Raw genomic sequence first — 17879 nt, 5'->3', positions numbered from 1 at the left:
TATGAATAAATCATTTTATATGTATATGAATGTACAAGGCATGAGACGCAATGTGTTTACCTGCCTGATTACGATATTTTTACTCGCGTCTTGTCAATCATACAAAAAGGTGCCTTACTTGCAGGATGTGGAAGTTATGGAACAGACAGCTCAACAGGAAAATTTGTATGATGCCAAAATAATGCCTAAAGATCTACTTACTATTGTAGTTTCGTGTACTAGTCCGGAGCTGGCGGTTCCTTTCAATCTGACGGTAGCTAGTTCTGCTAGTGTGGCTACTGGAAATACACAGTTGACAACTCAGTCCGTCCTACAGCCCTATTTGGTGGATAATGAAGGAAATATTAATTTTCCTGTTTTGGGTGAATTGAATGTAGGAGGACTAACGAAGAAAGAAGCTGAACAACTGATAGTGGATAAACTAAAACCGTATATCAAAGAAACTCCGATCGTAACAGTTCGTATGGTAAATTACAAAATTTCTGTACTGGGTGAAGTTGCCCGTCCCGGTACATTTACGATCAGCAATGAAAAAGTGAATCTGCTGGAAGCTCTTGCTATGGCAGGTGATATGACTGTCTGGGGAGTTCGTGATAATGTCAAACTGATTCGTGAGGGTGTTAATGGCAAACAGGAGATTGTGACATTGGATTTAAACAAAGCGGAGACAATTCTTTCCCCATATTACTGGTTACAACAGAATGACATTGTTTATGTGACTCCTAATAAAGCAAAAGCACGTAACTCCGATATCGGTAACAGTACTAGTTTGTGGTTCTCCGCTACTTCTATTCTGGTATCACTGGCGAGTTTATTAGTAACAATCTTCAAATAGTAGTATCATATGATTGAGGAAAAAAGAGAAAAACGAGGTGAACAATCAGAAGAGCAGGTGAATATTCTGGAGATTCTTTTTCGTTATCTGATTCATTGGCCTTGGTTTGTAGTATCGGTAGTTATTTGTATTGCCTGTGCATGTGGGTACTTGCGACTAGCAACACCAGTTTATAATATTTCTGCCACTGTTTTGATTAAAGATGACAAGAAAGGCAGTGGGGCAAGTATGTCCTCTGAATTGGAAAGAATGGGACTGGATGGTTTTGTTTCTTCGTCAAATAATGTAGATAATGAAATAGAAGTTTTACGTTCTAAGTCGTTAGCAAGAGAGGTGGTCGATCATTTAGGCTTGTTTGTGACTTATAAGGATGAAGATGAGTTTCCCAGTAGGGAACTTTACCGTACTTCGCCTGTAGTGGTGAGCTTGACTCCGCAAGAAGCGGATAAGCTTCCGCATTCGATGAAGGTAAATATGACTTTGCAACCTGCGGGTGCGATGGATGTACAGATTATAATGGGGGAAAAGGAATATCGGAAACAATTTGAGAAGTTACCCGCTGTGTTTCCAACAGATGAAGGTACAGTTGCTTTCTTTGTAAATAATGATACACTATCGTCAGTTCGGCCGGAAAGTGTAACACAAGAACGGCATATTACGGCTTTTATTAACAGTCCTTCTTCTGTAGCGAAAGGATATGCTAATTCTCTGTCAATATCTCCTACATCGAAGATGACTTCTGTTGTGGTTATATCATTGAAAAATTCCAATGCTCGGCGTGGCAAGGATTTTATCAATAAGTTACTTGAGATGTATAATATCAATGCCAATAATGACAAAAATGAGGTAGCTCAAAAAACAGCAGAATTTATTAATGAACGTATTGGAATTATCTCAAAGGAACTTGGTAGTACGGAACAAGATTTGGAGAATTTCAAACGTAGTGCGGGAATTACAGATTTGAGTAGTGAAGCACAGATTGCCTTAACTGGTAATGCGGAATATGAAAAGAAGCGTGTGGAAAACCAGACCCAAATCAATCTGGTTATGGATTTGCAACGCTATATGAAGGGTAATGAATATGAAGTATTGCCAAGTAATATTGGGTTACAAGATGCAGCATCAGCAGGTGCAATAGACAGATATAATGAAATGTTGGTTGAAAGGAAACGCTTGCTTCGTACATCAACCGAGAATAACCCGACGATCATAAATTTGGATACCAGTATCCGTGCGATGCGGAGCAATGTACAGGCTACGTTGGATGCTACATTGAAAGGATTGCAGATTACCAAAGAAGATTTAGCCCGTGAGGCTAGTCGTTATTCTCGTCGTATTAACGATGCGCCGACTCAAGAACGTCAGTTTGTGAGTATCGCTCGTCAACAGGAAATCAAGGCAGGACTATATTTGATGTTACTTCAAAAACGTGAGGAGAATGCTATCACTTTGGCAGCTACTGCAAATAATGCCAAGATTATTGATGAAGCGTTAGCAGATAATAATCCGGTTTCTCCTAAAAAAATGATAGTCTATTTTGCCGCTTTGCTGTTGGGGGTAGGTCTTCCGGTAGGTATCATTTATTTGATTGGATTGACTAAATTCAAAATAGAGGGACGTGCTGATGTTGAAAAGTTAACCTCGCTTCCTGTCATTGGTGATATTCCGTTAGCAGATGAAAAGTCTGGTTCTATAGCTGTATTTGAGAATCAGAATAATCTGATGAGTGAGACTTTCCGGAATGTTCGTACTAACCTTCAGTTTATGCTTGAAAATGACAAGAATGTGATTTTGGTGACTTCTACCATCAGTGGTGAAGGTAAGTCTTTTGTATCATCTAATTTGGCTATTAGTCTTTCTTTGTTAGGGAAAAAGGTTGTGATAGTAGGTCTTGACATTCGTAAACCGGGATTGAATAAAGTATTCAATCTTTCCAGAAAAGAACATGGTATTACTCAATTTTTGACTAATCCAACTGTTAATCTGATGGATTTGGTACAGCCTTCTGATATCAACAAGAATCTGTTTATTCTTCCCGGTGGAGCTGTTCCTCCCAATCCAACGGAACTGTTGGCCCGTGACGGCTTGGAAAAAGCTATCGAAACGTTGAAGAAGAATTTTGATTATGTAATATTGGATACGGCACCGGTAGGTATGGTAACTGATACTTTGCTTATAGGACGTATTGCAGATTTATCTGTCTATGTATGTCGTGCCGATTACACTCGTAAGGCTGAATTTACTTTGATCAACGAGCTTGCTGAAAGCGATAAATTAACTAATCTCTGTATTGCTATTAACGGTTTGGACTTACAGAAAAAGAAGTATGGTTATTACTATGGTTATGGTAAATACGGTAAGTATTATGGTTATGGAAAGCGTTATGGTTATGGTTATGGTTATGAAGAACATAAAGTAAATTGATAAGACTCTTAATTGAGTATATGTAAATATAAAAGGAGAGGATAGTACGAAACTTGACAGATATTTTAAACGGTATGTTTGGCTTGGTTCTATCAATTTGATAGGTTAGTTTAGTTCCTGTTTGGTTGGGCGTATGTCCGAGTCAGGTTGTTAGCGTCCAAAAATGCCGTATAGTATAACCGATATAAAATCCAGATCTTTGCTTTCGTTAAATCAAAAGCCAAGTTTATGTATAGTTACAATGATTTTGAGCGTCTATTTTTGCGCTATAAATTGGAAGGTATCCCTGCGGGTGTTTCTATTGAGAAATTTTGTATGTCTAACAAAGTGCCTTATAACCTATTTGCCAAATGGTACACGGATACCCGCAAGAAGATAATTCCTGTTCAGGTTCTGGGTGCTCCCTCAACGGAGGCCGAAATGAAGGAAAGTCCTTCCCCAATCCCGGAACGAAAGCCGGAAGCGGATACTCTGCTTTCTTCGCATAGCGAACTTCGAATCTTGGTGGATATCCGTATGAGCAATGGTGTTCATATCAGTCAGAAAAATTTAAGCTACGCAGGTTTGAAAAGCTTAGTGGAGAAACAGGAGGGTTTATGTTGAATATTACAGGACTAAACCACTTTTTCTTTGTCCGTGATTTCCACGATATGCGCTGTAAATATGATAAGGTCCTATCCATCATCCATCAACAGTTGAACCGTGAACCGGAGGATGGTGATGTATTTATCGTGATGTCTAAAGATTTACGTTTGGTGCGTTTGTTCAGCTATGACCGACGGTCTTACAGTATGTTTGAGAAACGTTTCAGACCCGGCTACAAGTTTATGCAGGTAACCTATAATGGTGGTGAAAGTGTTTATTCAATCCATTGGCAGGATGTCATTCTCTTGTTAGAATCTCCTGTTATTAAAAAGTTGATAATCAAATAAATAACAAGAAAAAAGTATCGAAATTATTCTTTTATTTCATCGTTTTTTGTATCTTTGAAGCAGCAAAGGTGCTGAATATGAATGAGTTGGAAAGAATTAAACTGCTTTCTTCCGCACGGAAGTTGAAGGAACGGGAGGAGACTCCTGCACCTTTTGAAGACCCCTATTCAGATATGACCCCTGACGAAAAATCAAAAATGATAATCGCGCTGATGGCTTCCCGTGAGCGTGACGCTGAACGCATCCAACGGGACGAGGCCCGCATAGATGAACTGTTGTCCAAGGTTGATGAACTATTGTCTTTGCAGAAAGCCGCGATGGCAGCTGAAAAAGAGCGGGACGCTTATAAGCAGATGGTTGGTAATCTGTTGTCTAAAATAACAGTTTTGGAAGAGCGTCTTAAAGTCCGTAATAAAAACCTTTATGATGGTAAGAGCCAAAAGGGAATCCGTAAAAAGAAGCGTGAGGTCGAAGAGGACCATACACGTGACAAGGATGATTTCGACGGCACTCCCCAATCCCTCGGCTCCTGCTTGCCACAATCTGGTGAGGCTCATGCGCAGGAAGAGGATTTTGAATCAAAATCAAAAGAAGCCCGTCTTTATCGTCAAGGACTTTCTTATCGCACTATGAGCGCTGACAATACGGTTTGTCATAATAGTGATATCCGCCAACTGCCGGCAGGTTCAAAAATCATCAAACGTTTCCGTAAATATGCCTATGAACAGGTAAGCAAGCTTGTCGAGCATGATTACGAGGTTATCCGCTATAAGACTTCGGACGGGAAAATTCATGAAGGCTATTTCCCTTTCAGTGGGCAGCCTGAAATCATTGACGTGGTTCCTGGAACGCACGCTTCCGGTTCTTTTCTGGCTTATCTTGCTTTCAACAAATATGTTCTGGATACCCCTCTTTATCGTGAAATGTACAGATTATCAGGTGAATCAATGCGTTTGAGCCGTATGAGTCTGACCAATTGGTTGGAGAAAGGCTCTACCCATTTCTGCGGTTTGATTGCTTATCTTAAGAATACTTGTTTGGAAAAGGATTCCATCGTGAACTGTGATGAGACCTGGTGCCGGGTAAAGCGTAAAGGCTGCTATAAGAAGAAATACATCTGGTGTCTGGTCAACAAACTGTCAAAAGTGGTTATCTATTGCTACGAGGATGGTTCCAGAGGACGTGATGCCTTGAAGCATATCTTGGGTGACAGCCAGGTGAAAGCTCTTCAGTCAGATGGCTACAATGTCTATCTGTATTTGGATGATCATATGGTCGATATAGAACATCTTTGTTGCATGGCCCATGCCCGTGCGAAGTTCAAGTATGCGTTGGATCAGGGTAATGATAAGGATGCGGCATTCATATTGGAATTGATCGGTGAGCTTTACAAGCTGGAACGCGAGTATGAAGAAGGGCAGTTGTCCCCCGAGCAGATAAAGCTTTGCCGGAATAACTTAAAGACCAAAGAAGTAATCATAAAGTTACGCAGTAAGCTTGACGTCTTGCTCAGTGACGGTCATCCGCCCCGCGGAGAGTTGATGGAGAAGGCAATAAATTATATGAATACTTTTTGGACTCAGCTGTTCGCCTACTTGAATGACGGCTCTTATTCCATCGACAATTCCATTGCCGAACGTTTTATCCGTCCCTTGGCCGGTGAGCGAAAGAACTCGTTATTCTTCGGAAGTGACAGGATGGCACACGTTTCAGCGGTATATCATACCATCATCTCAACCTGTAAGATGCAGGGTGTGTCTGTGCTTGATTATTTCAAGAGATTTTTCAGCGAAATTGTTAAAGGACGTAGGGATTATGAACATTTGTTACCCTTGACAATCGGACTGGAGTAATAACAAATATTAAAAATCAGTATCTTTTTTGACGTTATTTATGAGGGAACCGCCTTGTGGCGGCTTTCCTTGGGGTACACGTCAAAATTGGACGCTAACGTGTGGCATTGAAAGTCCGGTTACTGAATAGTTCTCATTATAAAGTTGTAGGCTTTTGTATTTACGGAACAGGTAATTCTATTCGGCGTGTGGCTGATCTTCCTGTTTATTCTTTTAAAGATGAAGAGTGCTTCAACAAGCTTATTCATAAGAAATGTATCGGAGGCATCTTGTTTGCCCGCTATGAGAATACCCGTGAAGAGGAAGGACGTTTGCTTCAGTATTGTAAAAGAAACGGGTTGAAAACATTGATAGCTCCGAGTATTAGTGAGGCTGACGAAAACGGAAGTTTCCACCAATGGGTACGCCCTATCAAAATTGAGGACTTGCTGGGGCGCTCAGAAATTCATATTAATATGGAGGAAGTGATGACCGAGTTCTGTGGCAAGGTCGTGTTGGTAACGGGAGCTGCCGGTAGTATTGGTAGCGAGCTTTGCCGGCAACTGGCTCAGATGAATATTAAGAAACTGATTATGTTTGACTCCGCCGAGTCACCTCTGCATAATGTCCGTCTGGAATTTGAGAAGAATTATCCCGGTCTTGATTTTGTTCCCGTCATTGGAGATGTCCGCGTGAAAGAACGTCTTCGTATGGTGTTCGATATCTATCAGCCTCAGATAATCTTTCACGCTGCTGCATATAAGCATGTTCCGTTAATGGAGGAAAATCCCTGTGAAGCTGTATTGGTCAATGTTGTCAGTTCCCGTCAGGTTGCCGATATGGCAGTGGAATACGGAGCTGAGAAGATGATCATGGTTTCTACCGATAAGGCTGTGAATCCGACTAATGTCATGGGATGCTCGAAACGTTTGGCAGAAATCTATGTGCAGAGTCTGGGATGTGCTATCCGTGAGGGCAAAGTGAAAGGCCATACCAAATTTATCACTACCCGCTTTGGAAATGTCTTGGGTAGTAACGGCTCTGTAATTCCCCGTTTTAAGGAACAGATCGAGAATGGTGGTCCTGTCACTGTGACTCATCCCGATATCATTCGTTTCTTCATGACTATTCCCGAAGCTTGTCGGCTGGTAATGGAGGCCGCTACTATGGGTGAGGGCAATGAGATTTTTGTCTTTGAGATGGGCAAGGCTGTGAAGATTGTTGACTTGGCTACCCGTATGATCGAACTTGCCGGTTATCGTCCGGGTGAAGATATTGAAATAGAGTTTACGGGATTACGTCCGGGTGAGAAACTTTATGAGGAAGTCCTGAGTGATAAGGAGAATACGATTCCTACTGAAAATAAGAAAATTATGATAGCTAAGGTACGTCACTATGAATATGCTGATATCCTTGATATTTATACAGAATTTGAGAATCTATCCCGTACGGTAAAGATTATGGATACAGTGAAGCTGATGAAGAAAGTAGTACCTGAGTTTAAATCTAAAAATTCACCTCGATTTGAAGTTCTGGATAAGTGACCAGAATAATCTATAACACTAACATAAATCAACAATGGATACAAAAGATTTGAAAATTGCTGTTGCAGGTACCGGCTATGTTGGTCTTAGCATAGCAACGCTTTTGTCGCAACATCATCAGGTGACGGCAGTCGATGTGATTCCCGAAAAAGTAGATATGCTTAATCGTAAACAATCCCCTATTCAGGATGAGTATATAGAGAAGTATTTGTCCGAAAAGGCATTGAATCTAACTGCTACGCTTGACGGTGCCAAGGCATACAGTGATGCGGATTTTGTAGTCATAGCAGCTCCTACTAATTATGATCCGGTGAAGAATTATTTTGATACTCATCATATCGAAGATGTCATAGATCTTGTTTTAAGTGTCAATCCTGATGCTGTGATGGTAATCAAGTCTACTATTCCTGTAGGATATTGTCGGGGACTTTATTTGAAATATGCCCGTAAAGGAGTAAAGAAGTTTAATTTGCTTTTTTCTCCGGAGTTTCTTCGTGAGAGTATGGCTCTTTATGATAATTTATATCCAAGTCGTATTATTGTTGGTTATCCAAAATTTATAGAGAGCGAACAATTTAAAGAGGAAAATGAAGCAATCAAGGCTGTTGCGGATATTCCTGCCCTAGAGAAGGCTGCACGTACTTTTGCCGCATTGCTTCAGGAAGGAGCAATTAAGGAAGATATTCCTACCCTTTTTATGGGTTTGAAGGAGGCGGAAGCTGTTAAACTGTTTGCTAATACCTATCTTGCTTTACGTGTTAGCTATTTTAATGAACTTGATACTTATGCGGAGATGAAGGGGCTAGATTCTCAGTCTATAATACAGGGTGTTGGTTTGGATCCTCGCATTGGCACACACTATAATAATCCTAGTTTTGGTTATGGTGGTTATTGTCTGCCGAAAGACACGAAACAACTATTGGCTAACTATCAGGATGTACCTCAAAACATGATGAGCGCTATTGTAGAGAGTAATCGTACAAGAAAAGATTTCATAGCTGATCAGGTTCTGTCTAAAGCTGGTTATTACACTGCGTCCAGTCAATGGGATGTTCACAAAGAACAAAATATAGTGATCGGTGTATATCGTCTGACCATGAAGTCAAATTCAGATAATTTCCGTCAAAGTGCCATTCAGGGGATTATGAAGCGTATTAAGGCGAAAGGTGCAGAGGTTATTATTTACGAGCCAACATTGCAAGATGATGAATCATTCTTTGGTTCAAAAGTAGTAAATAACCTGACTAAGTTCAAGGAGCTCAGTCGGGCCATCATCGCTAACCGTTACGACGCATGCCTTGACGATGTGAAGGATAAGGTATATACTCGTGACATTTTCCAAAGGGATTAATTTTATGGTAACATACAACGTCAGTCTGGAGAATAAAGTGGTTTTAGTGACCGGTGCAGCCGGTTTTATTGGAGCCAATCTGGTGAAACGTTTGCTGGCTGAGTTTGACAGTATAAAGGTCATCGGTATTGATAGTATAACCGAATACTATGATGTACGTTTAAAGTATGAACGCTTGGAGGAGTTGTCGGTTTATGGTGACAGATTTGTTTTCATAAAAGACAATATTGCCAAGAAAGAAATCGTAGAGTCAGCCTTCACTAATTACCGTCCGCAGGTAGTGGTGAACCTTGCAGCACAAGCTGGTGTACGCTATAGTATTACTAACCCTGATGCCTATATTGAAAGTAATCTTATTGGTTTTTATAACATTCTAGAGGCTTGTCGTCATTATGGTGTGGAGCACTTAGTATATGCTTCTTCAAGCAGTGTATATGGAAGCAATAAGAAAGTGCCTTATAGCACTGATGATAAGGTAGACAATCCTGTATCACTTTACGCTGCTACTAAAAAAAGCAATGAGTTAATGGCTCATGCATACAGTAAGCTCTACAATATACCAAGTACTGGTTTGCGATTTTTCACTGTCTATGGTCCCTGTGGACGTCCCGATATGGCTTACTTTAGTTTTACTAACAAACTGTTGAAGGGCGAGACCATTCAGGTTTTCAATTATGGTAATTGTAAACGTGACTTCACCTATGTGGATGACATTGTAGAGGGCGTTGTCCGTATCATGCAGCATGCTCCTGAAAAGAAAAATGGTGATGATGGATTGCCAATTCCTCCTTATAAAGTATATAATATCGGCAATAATTCTCCAGAAAATCTTTTAGACTTTGTAACAATCCTTCAGGATGAACTTATTCGTGCAGGTGTACTTCCCAACGACTATGATTTTGAATCCCACAAAAAACTAGTATCGATGCAACCCGGAGATGTACCTGTGACATATGCTGATACGACTCCTTTGGAACAAGATTTTGGATTTAAACCGTCAACATCACTACGTGTGGGATTGAGAAAGTTTGCAGAGTGGTATGCTAAATACTATGGTAACAATGAAAAGGATATAGAATCATAAAGTAAATAAAAATTTTTATGGCTTACAAACATTTGAAATTTCCGGAGGACTCTTTGTTTCTCGTTACCGGAGCGGCAGGCTTCATTGGCAGTAACTTATGTGAAGCAATTCTTGAGATGGGATATCGTGTGCGTGCGCTCGATGATCTTTCTACTGGCAAACAGAAGAATATTGACATGTTTTTTGACAATCCTCGTTACGAGTTTATCAAGGGCGATATCAAGGAACTCGATACTTGTATGACTGCTTGTGAAAATGTAGACTATATACTCAATCAGGCTGCGTGGGGATCTGTTCCTCGTTCTATCGAAATGCCATTATTTTACTCTCTCAATAATATTCAAGGCACTCTCAATATGCTTGAGGCTGCTCGACAGAATGGAGTGAAGAAGTTTGTTTATGCATCATCATCATCTGTGTATGGTGATGAACCAAATCTTCCGAAGAAAGAGGGGGTTGAAGGTAATCTCCTTAGCCCTTATGCAGTAACTAAGTGTTGTGACGAAGAGTGGGCTAAGCAGTACACGCGGCATTACGGACTCGATACCTATGGGATGCGATATTTTAATGTCTTCGGTCGTCGTCAGGACCCTGATGGAGCTTATGCTGCCGTTATTCCAAAATTTCTTAAACTTCTCATCAATGGACAGAAGTGCCGTATCAATGGTGATGGTAAGCAATCACGTGATTTTACCTACATAGAGAATGTCATTGAAGCTAACCTTAAGGCATGTCTCGCACCATCATCGGCTGCCGGTCAGGCATTTAATATTGCATATGGCGGTCGCGAATACCTCATTGACATCTACTACGGTCTAACTAAAGCCCTTGGCGTAGATATAGAGCCGGAGTTTGGTCCTGACCGTGTAGGTGACATTAAGCATTCCCATGCCGACATTTCCAAGGCAAAGGAACTTTTGGGGTACGAACCCAATTGGAGTTTCGAGAGAGGTATTGAGGCTGCAATCCAATGGTATAAAGAGAATCTGTAAGTAGATATTAGAAATAATAAATCATCATAACAAAATGAAAGAAACGAAAATCTGTGTGATTGGCCTCGGATACGTAGGTCTTCCATTAGCCCGTTTGTTTTCTACTAGGTACAAGACTGTGGGCTTCGATATGAATGCAAAGCGTTGCGAAGCACTTATGGCAGGTCACGATGCTACCCTCGAGGTTAGTGACGAGCTTCTTCAGGATGCCATTAATAATCATGGTTTTGTGTGTACAGCCGACATCGAACAGATCCGCGACTGCAATTTTTATGTAGTAGCTGTTCCTACTCCAGTAGATGAAAATAATAATCCCGATCTTACCCCTCTCTATAGTGCATCTACTACTGTGGGTAAGGTGATCTCTAAGGGAGATGTAGTTGTTTATGAATCTACTGTATATCCTGGTGTTACCGAGGATGAGTGTATTCCTGTAGTGGAGAAAGTCAGCGGAATGAAGTTTAACGAAGACTTTTTTGCAGGTTACTCACCTGAGCGCATCAACCCGGGCGACAAGCAACATACCGTAGAGCATATTAAAAAGGTAACTTCAGGTTCTACTTCTGAGATTGGTCGGTATGTGGATGAGATTTATGCTTCTGTTATTGCTGCCGGCACCCATCTTGCACCTACTATGAAGGTAGCAGAGGCTGCTAAAGTGATCGAAAACAGTCAACGTGATATCAACATTGCCTTTGTTAATGAATTGTCTCATATTTTTACCAAAATGGGCATAGATACTCATGATGTACTTGATGCGGCAGGTACCAAGTGGAACTTTCTCCCATTCCGTCCGGGACTCGTAGGTGGTCATTGCATTGGTGTGGACCCTTACTATTTGGCTCAGTGTGCTCAGCGTCATGGTTATAATCCGGAAATTATTCTCGCAGGTCGTCGTATGAATGATGGTATGGGCGAGTATGTAGCCACAGAAACTGTTAAGCATATGCTCAAGAAAGGTATTCAGGTGCTTAACTCTGGGATTATCATCCTCGGATTTACTTTCAAAGAGAATTGCCCAGACGTTCGCAATACTAAGGTTATTGACATCTATCGTGTTCTTAAAGAGTATAATGTCAATGTAACTGTTTATGATCCTTGGGCTAATCCTGTGATTACAAAACGTGAGTATGGTATTGAGGTAGTAAACGAACTCCCTTCAGAAAAGTTCGATGCAGCCGTTGTAGCCGTTGCGCACAAGGTATTCGAAGGGTTTGATGTACCTGCACTCCTCAAGGACAAACATGTCATTTTTGATGTGAAGTGTACACTGGATCGTAGTATTATTGATGCTCGTCTATAAGAGATAATAGTAAGGTGTGCGTGATGAGACTATTGTCTCATCACGCACTTCAAATAAGAAAGAGTTTACGTTTTACATTAATAATAATGCTAGATACTCAATCAAATAACAAACGAATAGCGAAGAATACAGCATTTCTGTATTTCAGAATGGCTCTCACTATGTTTATAGGATTATTCTCTGTGAGAATAGTCTTAAATGCGTTAGGCGAGGAAGACTATGGTATTTATAATGTTATTGGTGGAGTGGTGACGATGCTTGCATTTTTAAATAATTCACTTTCATCTGCCACACAACGATTCTTATCATTCGAATTAGGAAAAGGAAATAAAAAGGAACTTCATTCCATCTTTAGCAACAGTATGACTTTGTATATTGGGATTTGTGTTATATTATTGGTTTTAGCAGAGATTTTGGGATTGTGGTTCGTTAACAATAAGTTGGTTATCCCTAATGAGCGAATAGTAGCCGCTAATTGGATATATCAGTTCTCTATTATTTCTTTTTTGTGCACTATTCTTAGTTCCCCATTTAATGCAGTTATCATTGCGCGTGAAAAGATGGGTGTATATGCCTATGTTTCGATTGCTGAATCCTTATTGAAGTTGGCTTTGATTTATTCGATTTTGGTTTTGGGTGGAGATAAATTGATTATATATGGTTTCTTTATGATGTTGGTATCTGTATTGGTATTTGTTTTTTATATGTTTTATTGTTTAATGAAGTTTGAGGAGACTAAGTATAGATATGTATTTGATAAAAATAAGATAAGAGAAATTGGTAGCTTCGCTGGTTGGGGTATTTGGGGAGCATTATCGAATATATTTAAAGGTCAAGGTATTAACATTCTTCTTAATATTTTTTTCGGTCCTATGGTGAATGCATCCCGAGGTATTGCATATCAAGTAGAGGGAGCTGTTAATACATTAGTTCAGAATTTTTATACAGCTATGCGTCCGCAACTGATTAAATCTTATGCAGCTAACGAAACTGAAGAAATGTTCAAATTGCTGAATATATCAACTAGATTGGGGTACTATATGATGTTTCTTGTATCTTTAATATTTCTTTATAAAACTCCCTTGATATTCAGTATATGGTTAGAGAAAATTCCTCAATATTCCATAACTTTTACCCGATTAGCCTTGATTAGCCAATTATTTATAGTATTGGCAAATCCACTAATGACCGCCATACACGCTACTGGTAAGGTAGCGAAGTATCAATTTTTGAGTGGTTGTATATTTATGTTAGTTTTACCATTTTCTTATTTCATATTGAAATGGGATTATAATAGTTTTTGGCCATTTATAGTGTTGATAGTGTCATCTTTATTATATTGGATTTTGACTATAGAACGGTGCTACAAATTGATAAATTTATCACTTAGAAATTATTTTGTTATGGTATTTCGACTTTTTTTAGTCTCATTAATATTGCTTTTAGGAGCTCAGTTACTATATCGTTGGGGAACAGACGGCTGGTTAGACTTTATAGTCCTATGTTTTTATACTTTAGTTGTTGGAATAATGGCAATATTGTTTATAGATTGTTCAAAATCAGAAAGAATAATGATTAAGGAACTAATTCTTTCAAAATTTCATAAATGAAAATATTACGTTTTAATCAGTTTGATTTTCTTAAAGGCATCGGTATTTCCACAACCGATCAAAATTATACTTACAGTAGCATTGACTCTGATAATAATCTTTCATAGATAAATTAATATGCCCCATATCTTTTGGGAAAATTTTAAATTATGCGTTTTCCTTTAATAACTATTGCATTATCGATTTATAATGTAGAACCATATTTGCGACAGTCGCTGGAAACGATTGTTAACCAGACATATCAAAATTTGGAGATACTCTGTATTGATGATTGCTCGAATGATAAGACATACGATATTCTACAAGAGTATGCTCAAAAGTGCAGTCGTATCAGAGTTGTGAAACAACCAAAGAATCAAGGATTGTCAGTATCGAGAAATCGTGCTATTGAGATGGCGCAAGGTGAGTATATACTTATGCTTGATGGGGATGATCTTTTTGCCTTGGATATGGTGGAGAAGGCTTACAAGAAAGCTGCCGAAACAGATGCTGATCTTGTGGTGTGGGATTATTGTACTTTCTATAAAGATGAAGAACTTCCTCGGTTACTCAAGAAACCGTCTGTTCTTATCGGGTTTGACTCGAATGATAAGATTGCGCTTCTAAAATGTCCTGCCTTTATGTGGGTGAAGTTGATCCGTACGCAGATACTTCGTGACCAAGGTGTGCATTTTCCTGAAGGGCTAACTAAACAAGATATTCCTGTATGGTGGCATTTGGTTACTACTCTTAATAAGATCGTAGTTCTTCCTGAACGTTTGTCTTATTATCGCCAAAATCAGTTTAATACTACCAGTCGAAAGGATAAAAGTGTATATTCTTTGGCATACGTAATGGATATCACCGGTGAGTATTTGAAGGAGAACAATCTTTATGAAACTTACAAGAATGAATATCTCAGAAGCCGACTTGGATTACTTCAAGGTATGTACGATTATATTAAGTCAGAACTGCAACCGAATGCCATACAGATGATTCGTGAGCGATTGGATGCTGATGCCATTGCTTATGTCAAATCTCCTGTATGTGCTTTGAGCAAGCGAACTATTCTTTTTTATAAGGGATACATGATGGGAGAGCTGTTCGCAAAACTGCAATACGATGGATTGATGTTGGTACGTACAATTTACCGAAAAATCAAAGTATGATGAAACAACGAGAAATAGGTCCTGACATAATCCGTACGTTGGCTATCGTATGTGTGGTTTGTGGTCATTTCTTCACTGTCAATACGCCTTACAATCAGGTACTATTTGAGGGTGGAGGAATGCTGCTGCAAGGATGCCTAAAGGCATTCTTCTGCAACCTGGGTGTACCCTTATTCTTGATGCTTACGGGGTATTTCAACTGCAAGAAGGAGTTTTCTTCAAAATATTATAGTAACATCAAGCGAGTTCTGATACCTTATGCTATCATCTCCGTTCTGACATGGGCAGTACTGTCAACGAATCATTCTATTAAGGAGTTGATTCTTGCTACTTTAGGGTACAAGATTATCGGTTATGCTTGGTATGTGGAGATGTTCATTGGTCTATATTTGTGTGTACCGTTCTTGAATATGGTGGTGGAGAAGGTGTTCAACTCAGATGATAAAAAGTTAATATACGGACTTTTTGTAGTACTGATTTTCATGACTAGTTTGCCTCCGCTAGTGGATAGGGGAGAGTTTCGTATTGTACCCAACTATTGGCAGATGTGTTTCCCGATATTACTGTATTTCACAGGAGCATATATCCGATCTTTCCAGCCCGCGATCAGGCACAAAGTCTTGATAGCATTAGTTATTTGCGTAATATATTTGCAATATCCAATTGTTAATTACTTGAAAATAGGCATAATAGGGGGGGGAGAATCTGCCGAACCCATTTGGACCGTATTATGCGTTGCCAAATTATGTAGCGATGACACTTCTATTTATCAGTTTATATAAGGTGAAAATTAAGACCGAGACTATTCGGAAGATAGTAACCAGAGTATCGCTTATCAGCTACGAGATGTTCCTCTTTTCTTATCTCTGCGACCAGTTGATATACCCACAGGTGATGAAGTGGTTTTATGTGGATCAGAATTCGTTTACCGTTTGGTTCATTCCAATTACGTTGACTGTATTTATTGCGTCATATACAATGGCTTTAATCTATCGAAAAATATCGGAGTGCTTGATGCAAAAAAAATAGTAATTAGAAGAATAATTCAATTTTCATATGAAAAATCCAATAATGAGATTTCTTACGGATCTGAAAAATGAAAATCCGTATCTGAAGTATCTATGGCTGTTAAGTCTGGAACATAGGGAGAAGAAAGAATTGGCAAACTTCTCAGATGAAGAGTGCATTAACAATCTCTATTGTTCGTACGTTCACAAGTATCCCAATTATGATAATCCAGTAGGCTTTGGCGAGAAGATGCAATGGATGAAACTGCATTACCGTAATGAGTTGATGCCTATCGTTGGTGATAAATATACAGTTCGTAAATATCTTGAGGAACTTGGACACCCAGAGCTGCTTAATGAACTGATCGCTGTGTATGATTCAATAGAACAATTTGAGGTAGATAAGCTTCCTAAACAGTTTGTACTTAAAGCAACTCATAGCAGTGGATGGAATTTGGTTGTTAAAGACAAGGATAAAATAAATTGGCGTATTTGGAAGAAGCACATGAAATTCTGGCTTACTCATGGTATTGCATGGAACGGACGTGAGTGGCACTATGGTGAGATGACTCCACGTATTGTATGCGAGAAGTATCTTGAGGACAAGAGTGGTGGGCTGATGGACTATAAGTTTTTCTGCTTTGATGGTGAACCCAAGTTTCTTCAAGTAAATGTGGATAGAGGTTTATCTACTGCCACTCAGAATTACTATGATCTTGATTGGAAGCTCATACCATTCGGGAAGAGCCAGCCTCATAATCCAAACATTGAGGTTGAATGCCCATCACAGTTCCAGCACATGATACAGCTGGCTAGGGAACTCAGTAGACCGTTCCCATATGTACGAGTGGACTTTTATGAGGCAAATGACAAAATCTACTTTGGCGAATTTACTTTCTTCCCGTGTTCTGGTATGCCTGACTTTATTCCGATAGAGTATGACAAGATTGTGGGCGATATGTTGAAATTACCAAAGGCTAATCATTAAAGACTATGGCATACGTCAAGAAGAAAAGGAAGATATCCATTATTATGGGTATTTACAATTGTGCCGATACTCTTCGAGAGGCATTGGATAGTATCTTGGCACAGACTTATACTGACTGGGAAATGATTATGTGTGATGACTGTTCTACTGACAGCACTATGGAGGTAGCTCAAGAGTATGTGGATCGATATGATAATTTCCTGCTGATTAACAACAAATGCAATTCACGTTTGGCCGCTACCCTTAACCATTGTTTGGAGTATGCGGAATCTGAATATATCGCTCGTATGGATGGGGATGATATTTCTATTCCTGAACGCTTTGCTGTTCAAGCAGCATTTCTTGATGCGCATCCTGAATATGCTCTTGTTTCGTGTAGTATGATAAACTTTGACAAGGATGGAGATTGGGGCATTCAGACAAAGCCGGAGAAACCTTGTATACGTGACTTTATTTATACGTCTCCCTTCTGTCATGCTCCTGTAATGATGAGAAGAAAGATTCTTAATGAGGTAGGCAACTATACCGTAAAGAAAGAGTTGAGAAGAGGACAAGACTTCTATCTCTGGCATAAATTCTATCATATGGGATATAAGGGTTATAATTTACAGACACCCTACTACAAGATGCGTGACGACAAGAATGCCGCTAAACGTCGTACTTTTAAGGATGATTTGTATGGTACCAAAATTCATTTAGAGGTAATGAGTAATTTAAACATACCATTATACAAGCGTATTCGGGCTTTTAAGGGTATCCTCATAGGATTGCTACCGACCTCATTGCGTGCATGGGCTCATAAGAAGAAACTTCAAAATAAGAAATGAAA

General features: G+C 39.5%; 14 protein-coding genes and 1 pseudogene. All 15 read left to right on the top strand.

The window, feature by feature from the left end:
- Position 1: 1 nt before the first annotated feature.
- Positions 2 to 835, top strand: coding sequence for a polysaccharide biosynthesis/export family protein (locus tag NQ505_RS21115; RefSeq protein ID WP_008998569.1), 834 nt, complete (start codon positions 2 to 4; stop codon positions 833 to 835).
- Positions 836 to 844: 9 nt separating this feature from the next.
- On the top strand, positions 845 to 3259 hold the full coding sequence (locus NQ505_RS21110) for a GumC family protein (protein ID WP_008998568.1): 2415 nt from the start codon (positions 845 to 847) through the stop codon (positions 3257 to 3259).
- A gap of 228 nt (positions 3260 to 3487) precedes the next feature.
- Positions 3488 to 3862 (top strand): hypothetical protein, encoded by a 375-nt coding sequence (locus NQ505_RS21105; protein ID WP_008998567.1) that lies wholly within the window; start codon positions 3488 to 3490, stop codon positions 3860 to 3862.
- Entirely contained in the window at positions 3856 to 4191 is a 336-nt protein-coding gene (gene tnpB / locus NQ505_RS21100) for an IS66 family insertion sequence element accessory protein TnpB (protein WP_008998566.1), read from the top strand. Before NQ505_RS21105 ends, tnpB begins: the two co-directional genes overlap by 7 nt.
- A 77-nt stretch (positions 4192 to 4268) precedes the next feature.
- The gene (gene tnpC, locus NQ505_RS21095) at positions 4269 to 6044 is read left to right on the top strand and encodes an IS66 family transposase (protein ID WP_008998565.1); all 1776 of its coding nucleotides are present in this window, start codon (positions 4269 to 4271) and stop codon (positions 6042 to 6044) included.
- A 101-nt stretch (positions 6045 to 6145) separates the two neighbouring features.
- Positions 6146 to 7567, top strand: a pseudogene (locus tag NQ505_RS21090) (UDP-N-acetylglucosamine 4,6-dehydratase family protein); the annotation flags it as partial.
- Positions 7568 to 7601: 34 nt separating this feature from the next.
- The gene (locus NQ505_RS21085; protein WP_008998563.1) at positions 7602 to 8918 is read left to right on the top strand and encodes a nucleotide sugar dehydrogenase; all 1317 of its coding nucleotides are present in this window, start codon (positions 7602 to 7604) and stop codon (positions 8916 to 8918) included.
- Between the two features lie 4 nt (positions 8919 to 8922).
- The gene (locus tag NQ505_RS21080; protein ID WP_008998562.1) at positions 8923 to 10002 is read left to right on the top strand and encodes an NAD-dependent epimerase/dehydratase family protein; all 1080 of its coding nucleotides are present in this window, start codon (positions 8923 to 8925) and stop codon (positions 10000 to 10002) included.
- Positions 10003 to 10019: 17 nt separating this feature from the next.
- Positions 10020 to 10994, top strand: a complete 975-nt coding sequence (locus NQ505_RS21075; RefSeq protein WP_008998561.1) for an SDR family oxidoreductase — start codon at positions 10020 to 10022, stop codon at positions 10992 to 10994.
- Between the two features lie 34 nt (positions 10995 to 11028).
- On the top strand, positions 11029 to 12297 hold the full coding sequence (locus tag NQ505_RS21070; protein ID WP_008998560.1) for a nucleotide sugar dehydrogenase: 1269 nt from the start codon (positions 11029 to 11031) through the stop codon (positions 12295 to 12297).
- Between the two features lie 161 nt (positions 12298 to 12458).
- Positions 12459 to 13907, top strand: a complete 1449-nt coding sequence (locus NQ505_RS21065; RefSeq protein WP_198286884.1) for a lipopolysaccharide biosynthesis protein — start codon at positions 12459 to 12461, stop codon at positions 13905 to 13907.
- Positions 13908 to 14056: 149 nt separating this feature from the next.
- Positions 14057 to 15055, top strand: a complete 999-nt coding sequence (locus NQ505_RS21060) for a glycosyltransferase family 2 protein (RefSeq protein WP_008998557.1) — start codon at positions 14057 to 14059, stop codon at positions 15053 to 15055.
- The gene (locus tag NQ505_RS21055; RefSeq protein WP_008998556.1) at positions 15052 to 15837 is read left to right on the top strand and encodes an acyltransferase family protein; all 786 of its coding nucleotides are present in this window, start codon (positions 15052 to 15054) and stop codon (positions 15835 to 15837) included. The genes NQ505_RS21060 and NQ505_RS21055 overlap by 4 nt, the downstream gene beginning before the upstream one ends.
- Positions 15838 to 16126: 289 nt before the next feature.
- The gene (locus NQ505_RS21050) at positions 16127 to 17050 is read left to right on the top strand and encodes an ATP-grasp fold amidoligase family protein (protein ID WP_157179070.1); all 924 of its coding nucleotides are present in this window, start codon (positions 16127 to 16129) and stop codon (positions 17048 to 17050) included.
- Positions 17051 to 17055: 5 nt separating this feature from the next.
- Positions 17056 to 17877 (top strand): glycosyltransferase family 2 protein, encoded by an 822-nt coding sequence (locus tag NQ505_RS21045; protein ID WP_008998554.1) that lies wholly within the window; start codon positions 17056 to 17058, stop codon positions 17875 to 17877.
- Positions 17878 to 17879: the final 2 nt, after the last annotated feature.

This window comes from Bacteroides sp. D2, from assembly GCF_025147085.1.
GTDB lineage: Bacteria > Bacteroidota > Bacteroidia > Bacteroidales > Bacteroidaceae > Bacteroides.
Note: the sequence above shows the minus strand (reverse complement) of the source record. Positions and strands in the feature narration are given on the sequence as shown.